This window comes from Pseudoalteromonas pernae, from assembly GCF_039831865.1.
GTDB classification, from domain to species: Bacteria; Pseudomonadota; Gammaproteobacteria; order Enterobacterales; family Alteromonadaceae; genus Pseudoalteromonas; species Pseudoalteromonas pernae.
The window spans coordinates 396,561-416,445 of the sequence record NZ_JBDODM010000003.1 but is presented as its reverse complement, the minus strand read 5'-3'; the positions used below and the strand labels follow the sequence as shown (position 1 = coordinate 416,445).

Annotated in this window: 15 protein-coding genes; 6 read left to right on the top strand and 9 right to left on the bottom strand. The window is 46.0% G+C overall.

Translation table 11 applies throughout. From position 1 onward, the window contains the following. Nucleotide 1 precedes the first annotated feature (1 nt). Nucleotides 2-454 (bottom strand): MarR family winged helix-turn-helix transcriptional regulator, encoded by a 453-nt coding sequence (locus tag V1358_RS09785; protein WP_347393417.1) that lies wholly within the window; start codon nucleotides 452-454, stop codon nucleotides 2-4. A 118-nt stretch (nucleotides 455-572) separates the two neighbouring features. Here V1358_RS09785 and V1358_RS09780 point away from each other — a divergent pair, with 118 nt between their 5' ends. Next, a complete protein-coding gene (locus V1358_RS09780; protein WP_440589698.1) occupies nucleotides 573-998 on the top strand; it encodes an organic hydroperoxide resistance protein in 426 nt (141 codons plus the stop codon). A gap of 124 nt (nucleotides 999-1,122) precedes the next feature. Here the strand turns inward: V1358_RS09780 and V1358_RS09775 are convergent, their stop codons facing one another. Next, entirely contained in the window at nucleotides 1,123-3,144 is a 2,022-nt protein-coding gene (locus tag V1358_RS09775) for a S9 family peptidase (protein ID WP_347390097.1), read from the bottom strand. Nucleotides 3,145-3,507: 363 nt separating this feature from the next. On the opposite strand from V1358_RS09775, the gene nhaD reads away from it, so the two are divergent. After that, on the top strand, nucleotides 3,508-4,935 hold the full coding sequence (gene nhaD / locus V1358_RS09770; RefSeq protein WP_347393489.1) for a sodium:proton antiporter NhaD: 1,428 nt from the start codon (nucleotides 3,508-3,510) through the stop codon (nucleotides 4,933-4,935). Between the two features lie 57 nt (nucleotides 4,936-4,992). Here nhaD and V1358_RS09765 read toward each other — a convergent pair whose 3' ends face one another. The 5 genes from V1358_RS09765 to V1358_RS09745 form a co-directional block, all read right to left on the bottom strand. After that, a complete protein-coding gene (locus V1358_RS09765; RefSeq protein ID WP_440589883.1) occupies nucleotides 4,993-7,068 on the bottom strand; it encodes a TonB-dependent receptor in 2,076 nt (691 codons plus the stop codon). A gap of 196 nt (nucleotides 7,069-7,264) precedes the next feature. Then, complete coding sequence (locus V1358_RS09760) at nucleotides 7,265-7,699, bottom strand: hemerythrin domain-containing protein (RefSeq protein ID WP_347389797.1); 435 nt, start codon at nucleotides 7,697-7,699, stop codon at nucleotides 7,265-7,267. Between the two features lie 366 nt (nucleotides 7,700-8,065). Beyond that, nucleotides 8,066-8,518, bottom strand: coding sequence for an NfeD family protein (locus V1358_RS09755; protein WP_347393415.1), 453 nt, complete (start codon nucleotides 8,516-8,518; stop codon nucleotides 8,066-8,068). An 18-nt stretch (nucleotides 8,519-8,536) separates the two neighbouring features. Further along, complete coding sequence (locus tag V1358_RS09750; RefSeq protein WP_347389795.1) at nucleotides 8,537-9,493, bottom strand: SPFH domain-containing protein; 957 nt, start codon at nucleotides 9,491-9,493, stop codon at nucleotides 8,537-8,539. 165 nt (nucleotides 9,494-9,658) lie between these two features. Continuing rightward, nucleotides 9,659-10,921: a glycerophosphodiester phosphodiesterase family protein gene (locus tag V1358_RS09745; RefSeq protein WP_347393414.1), complete on the bottom strand. Its 1,263-nt coding sequence runs from the start codon at nucleotides 10,919-10,921 to the stop codon at nucleotides 9,659-9,661. Between the two features lie 162 nt (nucleotides 10,922-11,083). Between V1358_RS09745 and V1358_RS09740 the strand changes: the two genes are divergently transcribed. The 4 genes from V1358_RS09740 to V1358_RS09725 all read left to right on the top strand — a co-directional run bounded on the left by V1358_RS09740 (nucleotide 11,084) and on the right by V1358_RS09725 (nucleotide 19,085). Beyond that, nucleotides 11,084-11,950: an MBL fold metallo-hydrolase gene (locus V1358_RS09740; protein ID WP_347393413.1), complete on the top strand. Its 867-nt coding sequence runs from the start codon at nucleotides 11,084-11,086 to the stop codon at nucleotides 11,948-11,950. Between the two features lie 97 nt (nucleotides 11,951-12,047). Beyond that, on the top strand, nucleotides 12,048-13,031 hold the full coding sequence (locus V1358_RS09735; protein WP_347393412.1) for an LLM class flavin-dependent oxidoreductase: 984 nt from the start codon (nucleotides 12,048-12,050) through the stop codon (nucleotides 13,029-13,031). Between the two features lie 382 nt (nucleotides 13,032-13,413). Further along, a complete protein-coding gene (locus V1358_RS09730) occupies nucleotides 13,414-16,053 on the top strand; it encodes a family 16 glycosylhydrolase (protein WP_347393411.1) in 2,640 nt (879 codons plus the stop codon). Between the two features lie 77 nt (nucleotides 16,054-16,130). Continuing rightward, nucleotides 16,131-19,085, top strand: coding sequence for a TonB-dependent receptor (locus V1358_RS09725; protein ID WP_347393410.1), 2,955 nt, complete (start codon nucleotides 16,131-16,133; stop codon nucleotides 19,083-19,085). A gap of 83 nt (nucleotides 19,086-19,168) precedes the next feature. Here the strand turns inward: V1358_RS09725 and V1358_RS09720 are convergent, their stop codons facing one another. Both V1358_RS09720 and V1358_RS09715 read right to left on the bottom strand, forming a co-directional pair. After that, nucleotides 19,169-19,366, bottom strand: a complete 198-nt coding sequence (locus tag V1358_RS09720) for a helix-turn-helix transcriptional regulator (protein ID WP_347393409.1) — start codon at nucleotides 19,364-19,366, stop codon at nucleotides 19,169-19,171. Further along, nucleotides 19,363-19,794 (bottom strand): hypothetical protein, encoded by a 432-nt coding sequence (locus tag V1358_RS09715; RefSeq protein WP_347389788.1) that lies wholly within the window; start codon nucleotides 19,792-19,794, stop codon nucleotides 19,363-19,365. Before V1358_RS09715 ends, V1358_RS09720 begins: the two co-directional genes overlap by 4 nt. Nucleotides 19,795-19,885: the final 91 nt, after the last annotated feature.

Below are 19,885 nucleotides of genomic sequence, written 5' to 3'. Positions count from 1 at the left end.
CTCACTTCACTTCACACAATGCTTGATTGAGGCCGTTGCTTACTTTATCCACCAAGCGCATGAGTTCGAGCGCTTCTTCGTTGGAGATGTTATCGAAGTTGCAGCGCATCTGCTTAGGGATTGCGAGCGCTTTGTCTTTGGCTGCTTTTCCTTGTTGGGTAAGGAGCACACGCTTTACACGTTTGTCGTGCTCATCGCTGACAACATTAAGTAAATTCTTGGTAGTGAGCTTTTTGAGAATCAAGCTCATAGCACCGCCATCAATCCGCGTTTTGTGTAATAGCTGATGGATGGTTATATTGTCTTGTTCCCACAATGCCATCATCACTACATATTGGGGATAAGTGATATCTAACTCACTTAAAAGCGGCCGGTAAGCACGCGCGAATGCATTCGCAACCGTATAAAAACGATGGCAGAGCTGGTTGTCTAGTTTAAGAATTTCGTCGGTCATAGTGTCTCCTGTCTTATTATTTTGCATGCAAAAGACTTGATCTTCAACTTAAACACCTCTATTATTTATTTTGCATACAAAGTAAATTTAAATTTGAGACAGAAATTGGAGAAACATAATGGCTTTAGATAGCGTACTTTACACAGCGAAAGCAACTGCAACTGGTGGTCGTGACGGTTCGGCAAAATCTGACGATGGTCGTCTAGAGGTCGGCCTATCTGTGCCTAAAGGTTTAGGTGGCGATGATGGGCAGGGCACTAACCCCGAGCAGTTATTCGCTGCAGGATATGCTGCATGTTTTATTGGCGCACTGAAAAAAGTGGCCGGTGACCAAAAAATTAAATTGCCGCGCGATGTGTCGATCACAGGTGAAGTATCGATTGGTCCTAAGGGGGCAGGCTTTTCGATTGATGCAAAACTGACGATTAATTTAGGTGACATGGACAAAGAACAAGCGCGTGCACTGGTTGATACAGCTCACCAAGTGTGTCCTTATTCTAATGCTACGCGCGGCAACATCGACGTAGAGCTGGTTATTGCCTAATTCTAAGCGTTGCGAGCGAAGACGTTCAGATCATATTTTTACTAACTTAAATTCGCCGTAAAAGCACAAAAAAAAGCGTGGCTCACTTAAAGTGACCACGCTTTTTTATTCGTTGAATTTTAGGTTATTCGGCGGTTTTCTCTCCGTGTTTTTCAAACCACCATAGAATGTACGCTACTTTTGCCATTAAGTTAGAAGGGCGTTTGGTAATACCGTGCGAGGCATCAGGGATGCGCACCATTGCGGTATCAACGCCTTGCAACTTGAGTGCTTGATAGAACTGCTCAGTCTCTGAAATTGGCGTGCGGTAATCCGCTTCCCCCGTCAGCAGCATGGTCGGAGTTTTCACATTGCCCACGTAGCTAATTGGTGAGCGCTCCATATAGTGCTGCATGTGATCCCATGGCTTTCCAGGGAACCAGTAATCGGTAAAGAATGGATAAAAGTCCGCGGTAAGTACAAAGCTAAACCAGTTGATCACTGGCTTGGCAACCACTGCCGCCGCAAATCTGTCGGTGTGGCCGACAATCCATGAGGTTAGCACACCCCCGCCAGAGCCACCGGTGACGAACAGTTTATCTTGGTCAATAAAGCCCTTCTCTAGTAGCGCATCCACCCCCGTCATCAAGTCATCGTAATCGTTACTTGGGTAGTTATGATGAATGGTTTGCGCGAATTCCTTGCCGTAGGAGTCACTACCACGAGGGTTCATATACAGAACCACGTTGCCCTTTGCTGCAAATAATTGCGCTTCGGCACTAAAATGAGGGCCATAGTTAGCAACAGGCCCACCGTGAATTTCTAAAATGAGCGGGTATTTTTTGTTGGCATCAAACCCAGGCGGATACACCACCCACCCTTGTATGTCCAAGCCATCATGTTTGGATTTCACCCATAATTCTTCAACTTTACCTAACTCCTTGTTGCCAAGCGCATCTTCGTTTAGTTGAGTAAGTCGACGAGCTTCACCGCGTTTGGTAATGGCCACATCCGCTGGGCGTTGGGTATCGGCAAGGGTAAAGGCGATGTCGCCCCGGTCGCTAACGTCGAAATCACCGCCAGAATAAGGGCGGCCAAAGGCTACACTGCCCACTTTTTCTGTAATAACAGTGTGCTCACCACGTAAAGGTTGATAAGCGAGGGTGGTTTGCCCTTCACTGTCATAACTGAAGTAGATGCCCTTACTGTCACGCGACCATTGAATATCAGCTACTGCACGGTCAAAATCTGGCGTTAAACTTTGTGTTTCACCTGATACTAAATCGCGTATGTACAGCTGGGTGTTTTCGTAATTAGTGCGCTTGTCGTCATACCCTGTGTAAGCTAGGTAGCGGCCATTAGGTGATACCTGTGGTTGATTATCGGGGCCATTTCTGTCCGTCACTGCTACGATTTCTTTGCTCTGTAAATCAAGAGCATAGATTTCAGAGTTAATGGGCTTTAACTCCCCATTTTCATGACGATTGGCTGAAAAATACAGCGTATTACCGTCGCCACTAAAGCTTAATTTACCACCATGATCAAAATCACCATGGCTTAGCTGGGTTGCATTGCCGCCCTGGGCTGAAATACTGAATAAATGGTTAAAGCCTGCTTTGGTGTACCCCGCACCGTCAGCGCGATAGTACACATCATCGATGAACACAGCGGGGTCTGCCCACTTTGCCCCTTCAGGTTTACCCGTAAGGCTAACAGGTGTCTTCGCTTTGGCCGGTACAAACATACTGAATACCAGAGACTTGCCATCAGGGGTCCAAGTCGGTTTTGACGGGCTTTGTGTTAGGTTACTGATTTTACTCACCGCCCCCGTGCTCAGCCATTTCACATACAACTGCGCGCTGCCATCACGCGTAGAGATAAAAGCAAGGCGATCACCGCTAGGAGAAAGCACTGGCGCAAAATCTTGATGCACACCACTGGTTACAGGCATAAGCTGCTTATCATCAGTGCTGACCTGCCATATGTTACTGAACTTGCGATCGGTTTTGATATCCATGCGATTGCGCACAAAATACACTTGTTTACCGTCGTTGCTGATGTCTATCTGGTTGGCATATTCGAGATTAAATACATCTTCTAGTTGCAATGGGGAAAGGTCATTTGCCATCACACCTGATGACAACGCGAGGCTCAAGGCACAAGCCATTTTGGTGATATTCATACTCAATCCTTAGCGGTTATGTGAACCCTAGTTTTAGAATGGCTCATCATTGATTGCAACTTAATACGTTGAATTAGTGCAGATAATCATCACTACTTGATTATGCTTTTTATTATCTAAAGTGAGTGAATGCTCTTGCGTTAACACCGAAATATAGCTGGCTCATTATGTGTTCTCACTGTTATAACTGGTTAGCTACTGTGAGGGTCGATATACACCTTTTGCTTACATAATTGTTCGTACTTCTTGTGGTAACTTAACTGAGTTCACTGGTTCCAACTTCGAATGAGCTGGGACTTTACCGTTATCTTCTGGGAGGGAAGGGCGAATGCAGTGCCCGTTACAACTATGACGCAAACTTTACTGATACTGTTTACTGTGCTGTGTTCGTTTTCGACTCAGGCTAGCGAATCCAATTTTGCTGCGCTGAATCTGACTCAATCTGGGGTTGGCTATGTAGCCCTCGTTATTTTCACCATTGCCTATATTCTTGTTATGGCAGAAGAAAAGATTCATATGCGCAAGTCTAAGCCTGTGCTTGTTGCCGCGGGTCTGATCTGGATTTTAATCGCAAGCGTCTACCCGAGCGAGCATGCCAGCATTGTTGAATCAGCGTTTCGTCATAACCTCCTCGAATTTGCCGAGTTGATGCTGTTTCTGTTAGTGGCGATGACTTACATCAACGCCATGGAAGAGCGGCGACTATTTGATGCCTTACGCGGTTGGTTACTTAAAAAAGGCTTCACCTACAGACAACTATTTTGGATAACTGGCGGCTTAGCATTTTTTATATCGCCCATTGCAGACAACCTTACTACGGCGTTGCTAATGTGTGCCGTGGTGATGAAGGTCGCAGAAAATGACAAAAAGTTTGTTGCCCTGTGCTGCGTCAGTATCGTTACTGCGGCTAACGCAGGCGGTGCTTTTAGCCCCTTCGGCGATATCACCACGCTGATGGTGTGGCAGGCTGGACAAGTAACATTTACCGAATTTTTGCGACTTTTTGTGCCCTCGGTCGTTAACTATTTAGTGCCTGCCTTGGTGATGAGTATGTTCATTGAGAACCGCACACCGACTCGGGTTGATGCCGAGGTGGAGTTAAAGCGTGGCGCGCTGCGAATCACCTTTTTGTTTTTACTGACCGTTGCTACTGCGGTGGCATGCCACATCGTTTTACATTTGCCACCGGTTCTAGGCATGATGATGGGTTTAGGTTATTTACAGTTCTTTGGCTACTTCTTGAGAATGACCCTCCCAGGCTCTTTGGCGCGCAAACGTGAAAAGGCTGAGCTGCAAGGTGACAACAAACGATTGGAGCAGTTAGGAAGCGTGGTGCCATTTGATGTATTCAGCAAAGTCTCTAGAGCAGAATGGGACACCTTGTTGTTTTTCTATGGCATTGTGCTGTGCGTGGGCGGTCTTGGCTTTATGGGGTATTTGAGTCTGTTGTCAGAATCACTGTATGGCAATATGAGCGCAACGGTCGCTAACACTGTACTCGGTGTGGTGTCGGCTGTGATAGATAACATTCCGGTGATGTATGCAGTGCTATCGATGGAACCTGAGATGTCTCATGGTCAATGGTTGCTTATTACGTTAACTGCAGGAACAGGCGGTAGCTTATTGTCGATTGGTTCTGCGGCGGGTGTGGCCTTGATGGGGCAGGCACGCGGTTATTATTCTTTTGCCTCGCACCTAAAATGGACCCCAGTCATAGCCCTTGGTTATGGCGCCAGTATTGTGGTGCACTTGTGGCTGAATAAAGCCGTGTTTTAAACACCAAGAGCCGAGGCTCTTGGTTAATCCATATTTTCTATTTGGGGTTAACTTGGGTTAATCCCACTCATATCTAAGCGTGAATAGTGCAGTTCTTCGTCTGCCTGGGAAGTAGCGATCGCCACTGAACGAGGTGTAATCGGCGCGTTCTGCATAGGCTTCATCGGTAATATTTTCTATTCTGAGAGTCGCCAGTAGCTGTGGGCTCACTTGCCATTGTCCTCGTACGCTGAGTAAATCGTGCCCTTCATATTCATGTTGATTCTCTGCATCAGTGAAGTATTTGCTCATGCTGCGCCACTGCAAGGATAGCAGCACTGAGTCACTTGCTCGCCAATTTAAGCGAGTGTTTGTGATCAAACGCGGTGCCGTATCCATAATATTCCCTTGAATATTTTGCTCGCCCAGAAGTTGCTCATGTTCGTAGGTATGCAGAGCATTTGCTATGGCGGTTTGTAGACTCAACGTGTCGCTTAGGCGGTAATCTAATTCTAATTCTAATCCGCGGTGTTTACTTTGGCCTTGGCTAACATTGAAAAAGTCGCTGTTTCGGTAAATAACATTGTCTTTTTCCATCACGTAGCCAGAGAGTGTAAAGCGTAAATCACTGTAAGCCCCCTTTACACCCAGCTCTATGCTGTCGAGTGTTTCGCTTTCAAGGTCGGCAACTTGTTGAGCTCGTTGTAACTGATACAGCTCGGATGTTTGCGGAGCTCGATAACCTTTGGCCACATTGGCGTAGGTCACTAGGTTTTCATTGAATTGATAGCTCAGCGCGAATTTCGGTGATAAGTCGGTAAACTCAGTTTTTGCACTTGGTGGGCGAGCATATCGACATCCGCCCATGGCGCACTCGCTGCCATCTTCTTTAGTGCGCCCAGCTTGCAGATGAGTTTCGTAGTCATAGCGGATATGCTCATACCGTGCGCCAAGATCGACTTGCCAGCTTGCTTGACGATACTGCAAAGCTATAAAAGGGGCGAGTTGAGATGCATTAACCGTGTAATCGTAATGTTTGCCTTGTGGGATGGTGGCTTGCAAAAATGCAGACCCTTGGGTTGGATTTTCTTGGTACTGTGTCATGCTGCCTTGGGTGAATTCGCTATCAAGCCCAAGCTGTAATCGCCACAGCGGTGTTAGTTGATGTTGAACAAGGGCATTTATACCTGCGCCATGTTGCGCATTTTGTTCAATAGGCGTACCGGGAAGAAAGTGCTTTAAAAAAGTCATTTCTTGGTCGCGAGCGTAAGCCGTCATGGCAATATCAGTCGCATTGCTATAGTGCCAATTCAGTTTGCTCCATGCTCTTAGTGCGCGATTGTCTCTGAAGGCATCTGGGTTAAGGTTTTGCTTCGCTAGCTCTGGGTCTTTATAGCTTTCAAATCCCTCTATATAGCCCGCAGTGTCTTGATTCAAGTTGCTGTACGCAATGCCATTTTGCACCGACCAAGATTGACCGTCGTAGCGATGGCGCAGTGTCATTTTTTCTTGCTCGACGCTTTCATCTTCACGATAGCCAGAGTCGCGAGTCATGCTGATATTTGCACCGATACCATAACTGCCCGCGTCTTTGCCAGCTTGCAACTTCGCCCGTTTATAGCCATAAGAGCCCACATCTATGGCGGAATACCCGCTTCCTAGGGTTGGATCTTGGCTGATCACATTAATTACACCATGCACCGCATTTGAGCCGTACAGCACCGAGCCAGGTCCTTTTAAGACTTCGATGCGCTGGGCCATTTCACTGTGTGCCTCGAACAGCTCATTGACGTTACAAAAACCTGCTGCGCGCAGGGCGATGCCATCTTCAAGCGTTAAAATTGAACCGCATGCTCCTGAGCCGGTGAAAACTGGGGAGCGAAGAGCGGGGAGGTATTCTTGGCCATTGCCATGCTGAATATTGGCACCGGCAACACTTTGCAATGCTTTTTCTATGTGGGTCGCGCCTATTTGCTCTAGCAATTCCTGGTTAACACTAGTGATGCTCAGCGCTTTGATGTCGTCATTTACTGCGAAGCGTGACGAAGTTGTCGCAATTCGCTCGATATCTTGCTTATCCTGTGTTGCATACACTGAGGGACTAGCAAAAGGCGACAGAGCTGGGATGGCAGCGATTAAGTAAGTTCTAAACATCATAGAGGCACGACAAAATTTTTGTGCCCATGGTAATGCCTTGATTTGACCTATGCAATGTATTGCGGGGAGTCGAAATCGCGAAATCATAACGTGCACTTAAGAGCGCTTTAGTGAGTCATTTTTTCGCTTTGGGTGTATGGGGTTTAACCAAGCCTATTATGAGTAACAGGCTTGGCACACGCAGAGGGCTTTTTTACGCTCTGGTCGTACAAAGTGCGAGGAATAAATCTGCTTTTTCTACTCCGTTACTGTAATCGTCAATTAGCGGGAAAAGAATTTGTTCTTCTTTTTGGTTATGTGCTTCGAGTACTTCTTCAAGTGCGAGCAGCAGGGGCGCTACATCGCGATTACTCAATAAATACTCATCAATACCAACAAGGTATTCCAATATGTCGCGATGTTCGCTGAGCATCACATCCGTAGGGTCATGGCTGATCCCCATTTTCTCCTCAAAAAATGGAAACAGCACTTCTTCTTCCCATTTGATATTTTGCTCGATGCCTTTTTTAAAAGCCCAAAAGTAACACAGTGCCTCATCACTCCCCAATTTTGCCTTAAAGCTCGCATACAAGCACTCCAGGCGCTTGTGATCAGCCACAAAGTAATTCGAGATAGATTGTGGGTTCATACCTAATTGTCCTATTACTACTGTTTCAAGAAAGTCAGCTAAAAACCGCGCTTATTGTTTTATGTGGTGTTCAACTGCTTTCTGAATACACATATTTATTGTTATTTTTATAATGAGAAGCGCCTGCTTTGCCGATCATGACGAAAAAGTAGCGCCTCTACCTTAATCTACATCAATAATGTACCTTATTAAGGTATGTGTTGAAACCGCTTTCAATAAGATTAGACACAGTCGTTTATTGGCATTTAGAAAGGTAAAGTGTGATCAAGGGGAGCGAAGGCTGTTGCACGAGTCGCAATAAAAAAGCACGCAATGCCATAAAGACAAGCGTGCTTATTAAGTCACAATTTGATTTTTAGAGAATAGTTACTGGGCTTCAACCCACATTACGCCCACCTCCTTTTTCACAACTTTCACTTTTGTGCCAGTTGTAAGTGGGTGCTCACTTTTTAGCTTCCAACTGATACCAGAGTAAGTGTGAGTCGTTAAGCCTTGGTCATCCACGTCGTTCTCAAGCACAAAGCTTAGTTCAGCAAAGTCTGATTTTACCTCGGTGCTGTCGCGTTGCTCTTGCATCCGTTTGAGTGGTTTCCAAAGTAACAGAGCCAGTGCCGTGGTGACGATGGTGTTACTCCATAGCGCTGTAGTTAATGTGCTATCGAGTAATGAAAAGTTCATCATCAAGCCTGTGAACAACAGCGACAATCCTAAAAATAATAGGATAAACGTCGACATACCCAGCACGGCCACTTCGATGATCAGAGCAAGTACACCCAGAATCATCAAGGTTTCTGCGAGGTTATTCATTAGGAACTCCATACTACCTCCTAAAATAAATTAGCTGCCTTTTTGCTTGCTATTGAGGGCGTTGATAATCGACATCCCTTGTGCAACGAGTGCACTAGCATCCGTACCGCTCTCTGGTAGCAGCACTACTGAAGACTCACGAGCAATCGCTTCTTTGGCAGCAATAGCTTTTGTCGCAAGATCTAACTGAATTGCTTTTTGGCCTTTTTCAGTTTCAGCGGCTTCACCGACTTTAAGTAGTGCATCAGCTTGCGCTTCCGCGACGGCGATAATAGCCTGAGCTTCACCTTCCGCTTTTAGTATCTGCTCAGCTTTGTCCGCTTCCGCGGCAAGAACTTGTGCTTGTTTTTTACCTTCAGCCACGTTGATAGCGGACTGGCGATCACCTTCAGATTCTAAAATTTGTGCACGTTTCACACGCTCTGCTTTCATCTGAGCTTCCATCGCTTCCATAACAGAATTTGGTGGCACGATGTCTTTAATTTCGTAACGTAATACCTGAATACCCCAAGGCTCAGCAGCTTGGTTGATAGCTGCAACTATGTTGGTATTAAGTAAATCACGCTCTTCAAACGTTTTATCTAGCTCCATTTTACCCAGCTCAGAACGCATGGTTGTTTGCGCAAGTTGAGTTACAGCGAATACATAGTCGTCTACGCCATAGGTCGCTTTATATGGGTCGAGTACGCGGAAGTACAACACACCATCAACGATTAAAGAGATATTGTCTTTAGTGATTGCTGATTGTGAAGGTACGTCTTGCGCTTGTTCTTTTAAGCTACGATCCGCGGCAATGCGGTCGATGAAAGGCACAATAAAGTTTAAGCCCGCTTCTTTTGTTGATTGATATTTACCGAAGCGCTCAATGAGCCATGCTCTGTTTTGTGGCACGAACTTCACACTGCTCTTTAATGTTACGAGCACAAAAATGAGCAAGAAAGCCTCAACAGTGAATAACATGTCAAGGATTTGCGAAATAGGGTCCATAATACTCTCCTTAGAAAAGACCTGTAGGGTGCTGATTTTGGTCGTTATGTTTAATTTTGCACCAGTTTTAGACTACCACTGCAATGTACATAGAGCTACTAAAATATGAATAGTCGTTGAACAACTAAGCATCAGCGAATTTCATTGCAAAGCGGTGTTTTTGCGTCAATCGGTGCTCAGCATACAGTTGGCATAATACGTGGTTGTTGCGGGCCAATCACTGAATACAGCAATAACTCCGACGTCTTGCGCCAGTACGTCTAACACCCGCATCATCACACCATCATTAACTACCGCATTGGAGATACTTTTATAGTACCAACCGCCGCCACTATGTAATGGGCCTGAGCGCTCCAAGGACCAAGTTATGATTTTAAGTCCTGCTTGTTTTGCAGCAACAGCATAAGCCGAAGGGATAATCTCACCATTGTCGTCAAGGCTTAACAACATCCAAATAGGTGGCGCGATGATCTGTACTCCATCTGCAACCAGTTCATCCATACTTGGTGACCAGGTTGAAGCGTTTGTAGGGTCGAATCCTGCGATTTGATCGCGACCGTCAAGGTATACAGATCGTGCAGCAAACTCTGGGTGATGCTCAATCCAATACATAATGTCATTGTAATTAAATGACTGCGGCCACACGCGCGTTGACGTAACCCCTGCTTGTTTATATTCATCCAGCATTTTCGCTGCGTAATCCTGTTGGCTCATTCCTTTATGAGGCATGGCAACTTCCGGTTCCTTTAGTTCAGGGGTCATTCGCACACCGAGCTGTGTAAAGAGAGCAATGCTTTGCGCATGGGTCATTAAGGTGCCATGAGTGGAGTACAAATTAGTTCGCCAATTGGGAGTGCCTTCGAGGTATTGAGCGACAGTCGTAGCTTGGGGGTTCGCACCATCCATTTTACCTTTGAGCGATTTAAACTCTTCTACGGTAATATCACTGGTACAGCACCTAGCTCTTGCAGGCTCACCATTTGCAGCCGGTGAAAAGGGCTCACTGCATTTCGCTGCAAGGTCTGTAGCTAGAATATTGGTGGTGGTGTGCAAATCACATTGTGAATGACGGCATACCAATTCGTTGTCTGCAGTGAAAGTGACATCACACTCCAACACGCCTGCTCCCATTCGCGCTGCAGCTATGTAGCTTTCTTTGGTGTGTTCAGGAAATTGCATAGGTGCACCACGGTGGCCAATTGAAAATACGTGTGGTTTGAAATCAGCGTTGGCACAGGACATTAACTTATCCTTTAGCTCACTTTGAGGCATCGCTTCTATCAGCATGAACGGGCGAGGACCAAGGTGCACATTAGGTTGCGATCCTGCGGGGGTATCATCAATTTGCGTGATTGTTGGAACTTGTTGGAAGGTACAGCCCTCCAGCACAACTGTCGAAAGTACAAGTGTGAGTAGTAGGTAACGCATTGACATAAAGTCCTTTTTATTCGCCAGTCATCGATATTAGTGAATGGGTGTTTTATTTTTATGACACAAACCAAGTGCATTGAAGCAATTATAGCTATGAACTAATACAATAGAGTCAACGTAATCTACACTCTGTATTTGGGCATCTGCGTTGGAATAAAAATGAAATGGATTATGAGTCTGTTTGTTGTATTGAGCCTATCCTGCTTTTCGAACGAGTACAAAATTGAGCCTGTTAAAGACAACGTCTATCGCTTTAACGCGGGGCACTATTACAGTGTTTTTATGATTACTGAATCCGCTGCTTTTGTTACCGACCCCATCAATAGTGATGCAGCTCAGTGGCTCAAAGCCGAAATCAAGCGCCGTTTTAATGTGCCAATTAAGTATATGGCGTACAGCCACAATCATATCGACCATACTCAAGGCGGTGGTTTTCTAGCTGATAGCACTACGCAAGTTATTGCGCACCGTTATGCAGATGAAGACTTACGATGGACGGATGCGCCTACACGTATGGCTGACATTACCTTTGCTCAGGAGCTTAAAGTGAACATGGGAAGCAACTCGGTAGAGCTTGTTTACCATGGCCCGAATAATGGCAGGGGTTCTGTGAGTATGCGCTTTATGCCAGCGAACGTGCTCTATATTGTTGATTGGATAGTGCTTGGGCGTATGCCGTACCAAGACCTCCAAGGTTACGATATTCATGGCATGATCCGCTCCACCGAAGAAGTTTTAGCTATGGCGCCGTTTGATGTACTCGTTGGAGGGCATGCCGACATGGGCACGCGTGATGATGTTAAGTACTACCTTTCATATATCAAAGCTCTGTATGACGGCGTTCGCGATGGCATGTTGAGCGGTTTATCTGTTGAGGAAATTCAACAACAGCTGACTTTGTCAGAGTTTAAGAGTTTACCCATGTTTGCACAGTGGCGAGAGGCAAATATTGCGGGTGTGCATCGAATGTTGATGGATCAGTCCTACTTTAATTTCCGTCCAGACATCAAAAGCAATAAAGATTGATGCCAAATGGGCAACTTTTCTTTGCCCTTTTCACTCTGCAATACATAACGCAAACTTGCTATTGTGCCCACCTTGTTATCGTCTTGTCGGGTGAACCATGACTCAGTTACCAAAGTTAAGCGTTTTAGATTTAGCTCCTGTAGTTCAGGGCAGTAATGCAAAAGAGGCGTTTGAGCGTGCGAAAGAACTCGCAATACACGTCGAACAGCTGGGTTACCACCGTTTTTGGATGGCCGAACACCACAACATGCCAGACATCGCCAGTGCGGCGACGTCGACCTTGCTTGCATACATTGGTGCGCATACTAAAACAATTCGGCTTGGCTCAGGTGGAGTCATGCTGCCAAATCATGCACCTATGATTATTGCTGAGCAGTTTGGTACCTTGGCTACACTCTTCCCCGATCGTATTGATTTAGGTATTGGCCGAGCACCCGGCAGTGATGGGGTCACAGCACAAGCTTTACGTCGAGACATCAGAGCCGCTGAAGACTTAGCGCCGCAAATAGACGAACTGCAGTATTTTTTATCTGAGGCTAAACCAAATCAGAAGGTCAGAGCTTATCCTGGTGTGGGCACCAATGTACCAATTTGGCTGCTAGGTTCGAGCACGTACGGGGCTCTTTTAGCGGCTAAAAAAGGCTTACCTTTTGCCTTTGCTTCTCACTTTGCACCTGATTATATGATGAAGGCCGTTGAGCTTTATCGTGAGAACTTCGTGCCGAGCGCGCAGTTGCAACAACCTTATGTGATGATTGCGGTTAATGCCATTGCTGCGGACACTGACGCTGAGGCGCAATACCTAGCAACCACAGGACAGCAAAAGTTTTTGAGTATGCTCCGCGGACAAGAAGGGTTAATACCTCCTCCAACAGATAACATGGATATGATTTGGAGTGAACCGGAGCGCCAGCAGGTAATGCGTATGCTCAGAGAGTCTATTGTTGGCCACCAAGACAAAGTACATGCAGGTTTAAGAGGCTTACAGCAACGCACTGGCGCAGATGAAATCATGATTAATGCGATCATCTATGATCAAAAGGCGAGGCTGCGCTCTTACGAGCTTATTGCACAACATTAGCCGGCTAATCTTTACAACCATTAACAATCCCAAATAGCAGCTAGTGGTATCGATTTTAATTTTACACCAGCCGTCACTATCGATGCCATTAGACTCCAACTCTTCCTTTTTTGCCGGCTAATTGAGCAATGTCACGTTTGTTTGCAAAGGCATATGAACGAAATTTTGTGTAAATTATCATCAATATTTAGCTTGGATGGGTTAAAAAACCGTTTACTTTGTTGACGTTTTAACAACCTTGTCATACTCTATGAAAGCGCTTACATTCTCAGTGCTTTTTATTTGAAGTAATTTGTAAGCGCTTACAAATTAGCTGGTTTTAATAAAAACGTCTATATATCAGCTAGATGCTAACAAACTAATGATGTTAGGGTTCAACGCAATGAACAGAGTAAAAACACACTTAACGCAATTAGCCATCGCGCTTTCGGTAGCGACGCTGGCAGGGTGCGGTGGCTCAGCCACAGATACCAAAATTGATACCATTGACCCAAGTGAACCCGTTTCAGATTGGGTAATGGTATGGGAAGACGATTTCAACGGCGATTCAATCGACGAAGGTAAATGGAACTTCGAAGTAGATTGTGCAGGCGGTGGTAACAATGAGAAACAGTGTTACACAGACAGTGCAGAAAATGCTTTCGTAGCGGATGGTATTCTCAATATCGTTGCGTTACCAGCTGAAGAAGGCGCGGCAAAGCCATACACCTCAGCACGCTTGAATACGCGCTACAAAGCAGACTTTAAATATGGTCGCTTTGAGATGCGCGCGAAATTACCAAGTGGTCAAGGCTCTTGGCCTGCATTTTGGATGATGCCAACCGATTCAGTATACGGTGGCTGGCCTAGATCAGGTGAAATAGACATCGTTGAGTCAGTTAACCTTAAAGTGCCAACTGATGACGGCGTAGAATCAAATATCTACGGCACGCTGCACTATGGTCGTGAGTGGCCAAATAACGATCAAAGCGGTAAAGCGTATACTTTCCCACAAGACTCTAACCCAGCGGATGACTTCCACACTTATGCAATTGAATGGCAAGAAGGTGAAATTCGCTGGTATGTAGATAACTATCTCTACGCTACACAGCGCCAATCTGAATTACTGTACAACGCCAATGGCGAAGCGCTCGCGCTTAAGCACCGCGGTTGGTATTCAGAGTATTACAACCAAGTTACTGGTGAACTAGAAACGCACTGGGACGAAACACCTTACGATCAAACCTTCTACATGATCTTGAATTTCGCTGTAGGTGGCGATTGGCCTGAGAATGTAAACCAAACGGGTATCGATGTAGCTGCGTTTGAAAACGGCCAAACATTTGAAGTTGATTATGTTCGCGTTTACGAATGTGCTCAAGACCCAGATACAGGTAAAGGTTGTGAAACAGTTCGTCCAGGTTATGACGATTTGAATGACGCATTGGTTGAAGGTAAAGCGCCTGCGCCAACGCCGCCAAGTTCTGGCACGGTCACGCCTTTAACTATATTTGATGGCACGTTTAATCCAGACTGGCCTGCATGGGATTGTTGTGGTGGTTCAACGCCAGGTCTTGTTGCTGACGCTGACCGTGGAGATGTTGTTGAATTTACTGTAGGTGCAAGCCCAACTGTAAATGGTTTTATTAGTCGCGATGCATTTATTACAGATGAAAACGGCGAAGCTTCTCCATTTGATGCCAGCGGTATGTTAGAAGATGGCTACGTGCGCTTTGACATGCAAGTAACTTCATTGCCGAGCACGCCCGATGCACCTTGGTTATTTAAAATCGAGAGCGACGAAGGTGCGACAGCCGTAGAGGTTAACCTTAATACCAGTACTGAAGGTGTTGATCCGGTTGCTGGCGAATGGCAAACCTATACCTTCCCGCTACAAGCGTTATCAGACGCGGGTCTGAATGTATCGCTTATCGATGTGATAATGATCTTCCCGGCATGGGGTCAAGGTGAAGGTGCTGTTTACCGTGTTGATAACGTAGAAATCACTAACGGTGGGGCTGAACTTCCTTCACTGACACTGTTTACTGATGAAACCAACACGGATTGGCCATTATGGGATTGCTGTGGTGGTTCAACGCCAGTTGAAGTTGTTGACGATGAAGCGCACGGTGTAACGGCTGAGTTCTCAATCGGTGCAAGTCCTACAGTAATGGGCTTTATTAACCGCACTGAATTTGGTGGCAGCGGCACTATGTTTGATGCAACACCACTTGTTGATGACGGTATGCTGCAATTTGAAATGAAAGTGACGTCACTTTCAAGCACTCCAGATGCGCCTTGGTTGCTAAAAGTTGAGTCTAATAACGGTGCAACTGCAGTAGAAGTGAATCTAAACACTAGTGTTGAAGGTGCTGACCCGGTTGCCGGTGAGTGGCAAACATATACCTTCCCAATCAGCACACTATTACAAGCTGGTTTGGATGTGAGCGCCATCGACGTTGTGATGATTTTCCCTGCTTGGGGTCAAGGTGAGGGCGCGGTTTACCGAGTGGATAATGCCCGTATTTACGCACCTCAGCCGCAGTCTGACCTCACTTTATTTGCAGACAATGTTGCTGACCAATGGAGTATTTGGGATTGCTGCGCGGGTAGTACACCGACTGTAGAAACCGATGACGAAGCGCACGGTTCAGTTGCCGAGTTCCAAATCGGCGCGCAACCAACAGTAATGGGCTTCCTAGCTGCGGATGGCGTGTATTTTGATGCATCACACATGCTCTCTGAGGGTGTCGTTCGCTTTGAAATGAAGATTGTTTCAAATGCAAGCAACCTTGATGCACAGTGGTTATTCAAAATTGAGTCAAATGATGCCGGTCAGGCAGTTGAACTACCGTTGAGCGCAAGCCAAGAAGGTGTTGAGCCTGTGGTTGGCGAGTGGCAGACCTATACGTTTACGCTCTCTGACTTACTAAGCGCAGGTCTTGATATCAGTGCAATCGACGTTGTCATGGTATTCCCTTCATGGGGAATGGGTGAAGGTGCGGTGTATCGCATCGATAATGCGGTAATCGCAAACCCATAACCACATCAGACAACAGGCCATGGGTGCCAACAAAGGCACCCTCATTACATGACATTAATTTGCAAAAGCAGGTAATCATGAGAAGCACAAAATTTACAAAAACACCTCTTGCAGCGTCGGTAGCGATGATCCTGACAGCAGGAGTGGGCAGCATCTCAAATGCATATGCATTTGAAGACGAGCAACAAGCCGAAAAGAAAATGGAAGTCATCGAAATCAAAGGTATCCGTGGCAGTATGATCCGCGCCATGGATATGAAACGCCAAGCAACGGGCGTAGTCGATGCTATCTCAGCAGAAGAAATGGGTAAGTTCCCAGATACAAACTTGGCTGAATCACTGCAACGTATCACAGGTGTTTCAGTAAGCCGCTCAAACGGTGAGGGCAGTGAAATCACCGTGCGTGGCTTTGGTCCTGAGTTTAACTTGATCACCTTAAATGGTCGCCAAATGCCGGGCACAGGTTACACCCGTTCTTATGCGCTAGAAAACATTGCAGCGGACGGTGTGAGCGCGCTTGAAGTGGCTAAATCAGCGCAAGCAGACGTGCCAAGTGGTGGTTTGGGTGCGACTGTGAACATTGTGACTACGCGTCCATTGCAACGCCCAGGTGAGCAATTTAGCTCATCGATTAAGGCGATTCACGACTCATCGAACGAGCAAGGCGATGATGTAACGCCAGAGTTCTCAGCAATGTATAGCAATACCTATGCGGATGATTCACTTGGCTTTGCGGTTTCTTTCTCGCATCAAGAGCGTGATTTCCAACAACAAGCAGCTAACATCCAAGGTTGGCAGGCAAATGTAGATTTACCAACACTTGAAGAAGGTGAGTTTATCGACCCACGTGCCGTAGATGGCGAAGGTAATCGCGTTGGCAATCATTTCTTCCCGAAAGATATGAACTACAGCATCGCTGATGTTGAACGTGAGCGTACTAACGGCCAAGTGACCTTGCAGTATGCGCCCGTTGATAACTTCGTTGCGACATTGGATTACACCGCTAGCCGTGCAATCACCGGTGTGAATACGGTGGGTTGGGGTATCTGGAACGAGTTCGGCAGTAACATCAATAGTTACGAGCTAGACGAAAATGGTACAGCCCTTTACGCAGATATCAGCGGTAACGATGGTTCATTTACCGCAAGCCGCGGCACTACTGAAGTAAAAGCGCGTTCTATCGGTTTGAATCTGGATTGGCAAATCAATGACGAGTGGGAAGTTGAATTCGATTACCACGACTCGAAAAATGAAACTGACAATGGTGCTGATGACGGTTTAGGTTCAGATGGTCAAATCATCCTAGGCTCTGATCAGCTACGTAGCAAAATTTACGATTACCGCACTGGTGAAATTCCACATGCTTACGTTAACTGGAAAAATGGTACTACAGTCCTTGATCCAAGTGAGATTGATTCGAACTTCAGCCAGTTTATCTACTCACCGGGTGAATCGAACGTTGAGCAAGCACAGCTTCACGCTGATTGGTTAAACGACAGTTTTGAAATCCCATTGGTGAAAGTGAAATTCGGTGCGGCACACACCAAACAAACCATGGGTGGCTTCACAGCATGGAGTGGTTTGCGCGGTGGTCCAGGCTTCAATCCATCATTCACGGAAATCTTCCCTGATGGCATGTTTACTTACAATGAAACAGGTGACTTGCTTGATCAGTTCGATGGTGGCGGCAGTGATTTACAACCGAACTATTACTACACCTACAGTTTTGAAGAAGCGCTAGCACGCCAGCTTGCGTTCCTAAACGAAGACCTATTAGGTGATAACTATTACTCAATCGACCCTTTCTTTGATGGTATTGACAGTGAAAGCTATGTTGAAGAGAAAACGCAAAGCTTCTACGTAAATACCTTGTGGGAGTTTGATGTCGCGGATTACTTCGTACAGGTAAATGCTGGCCTTCGCTACGAAGAAACAGATGTTACCAGTACTGTGCGTCAACGTGTTGAAAAACAAGTGAATTGGGTAAGTGCATCTGAATGGATTATGCAATACGAAGCCGGTGGCACAGACAACTTCTACACTGAAGAAGGTAACTACGATATTTGGTTACCGAATGTGGACGTAAAAGTTGAGCTGACAGAAGATTTAGTCGCTCGTGCATCTTGGGGTAAAACCATGGCCCGAGCGCCACTTGGTAACCTTGCCGGTGGCCGTAGCTTAACAGGCAGCCCAAAACCTGGTTCACGTACAGGTGGCCAAGGTAATACGAACTTGTTGCCGTTTGAGTCAACAAACCTTGATTTGTCGCTTGAATATTATTACGGCGAAGGTAGCTATGCGTCTGTAGGTTACTTCAAAAAAGACGTAGATAACTTCATTCAAACGCAAATTACGGAAACTACCATTGAGGGTCTATACGACATCTTAAATGGTCCACGTTACCAAGAAGCTGTCGCGGCGCTTGAAGCGCGTGGTGAGCAAGCAACCAGTGACGCAATCTTCAATGAATTGCTAGCGCTTGGTTATGGCAATGCCGATGGCGCGATTGAGCCAACGAGCTCTGATCCACTTATGGTTTGGAATATCTCGCAGCCACAGAACACGGATAGCAAATCTGTAGACGGTTTTGAAATCGCACTACAGCACTTGTTCGGCGAAACGGGCTTCGGCTTAGGTGTCAACGCAACCTTCGTTGATGGTGATGTTGAATTTGATGTAGATAGCCTAACGCAGCAAGCACCGCTTACTGGTTTGAGTGATTCTGCCAACTTCCAAGCTTTCTATGACAAAGATGGTTTGTCAGTAAAAGTGACGTACGCATGGCGTGACTCTTACTTGATAGGTGTGGGTCAATCACAAGGTTCTTCAGATGCGCCACCACAATTTGGTGACACCTACGGTCAATGGGATCTGAGCGTCAACTACGATATCAATGAACAAGTGACTGTGTTCTTCGAAGGTATCAACCTTAACAACGAAACCGAGCGTGGCTATGGTCGTTACGAAGAGCAATTCCTATTTGCTCGTCAGTATGGTCCACGTTACAGCATCGGTGCTCGTTATAGTTTCTAAGCTCATCACAGACCCCCGATGAGAGAACAAAAGCCGCTCACATGAGCGGCTTATTTATTGGCTGGGTATTTGAACCAGCTAACCTACGCAGATTCATCCTCAAATATTTCTTCAATACGCATTCCAAACAAACGTGCGCATTTAAATGCCAGTGGCAAACTCGGGTCAAACTTGCCCTTTTCAATGGCGTTGACTGTTTGTCGCGAGACATCCAATGCATTAGCCAGATCAGCTTGCGTCCAATCACGCTCGGCCCGAAGCACTTTTAAACGATTTTTCATTCTTCGCCCTCATCATTCAGGCGTTTATTCATCACTATGAGGGTTGTTAGATAGGTTAGCGACATGAAGATGACTAAATGGGAGATGTCTTCATCGTAGTTGAGTATGCCGCTAGACTGCACCACAGAATAAGCTAACCCAAATACCACGCTTGCGCCCAATGTAATCCCCATGGCATTAAGCTGTATGCGTTGTTGCATTTCATCCAAACCTAAAACCTGTTTTTTGTTGGCTATGATCATCATCACACCAACCAACACATTTACGGCAACAGCGATAATGCTAATCACGGTTTGCTCTTTGGACCACATCAAGTGGGGCCCAAATGACGCAACCGCTAAGGTAAGTACCCACGCTGTTGTCCACTTGGCTAAGTTCAATGTGTTTAGCTTATTACGCTGCTTAAACGATAGTTCCGTCTGACTCATATCTTTCACCTCGAAAGCAATTTAACTTGACTAAATGTTAGCCTGGCTAGACTTTAAGTCAAGTGTATTTTACATTGAGTTTGGTTTGCTT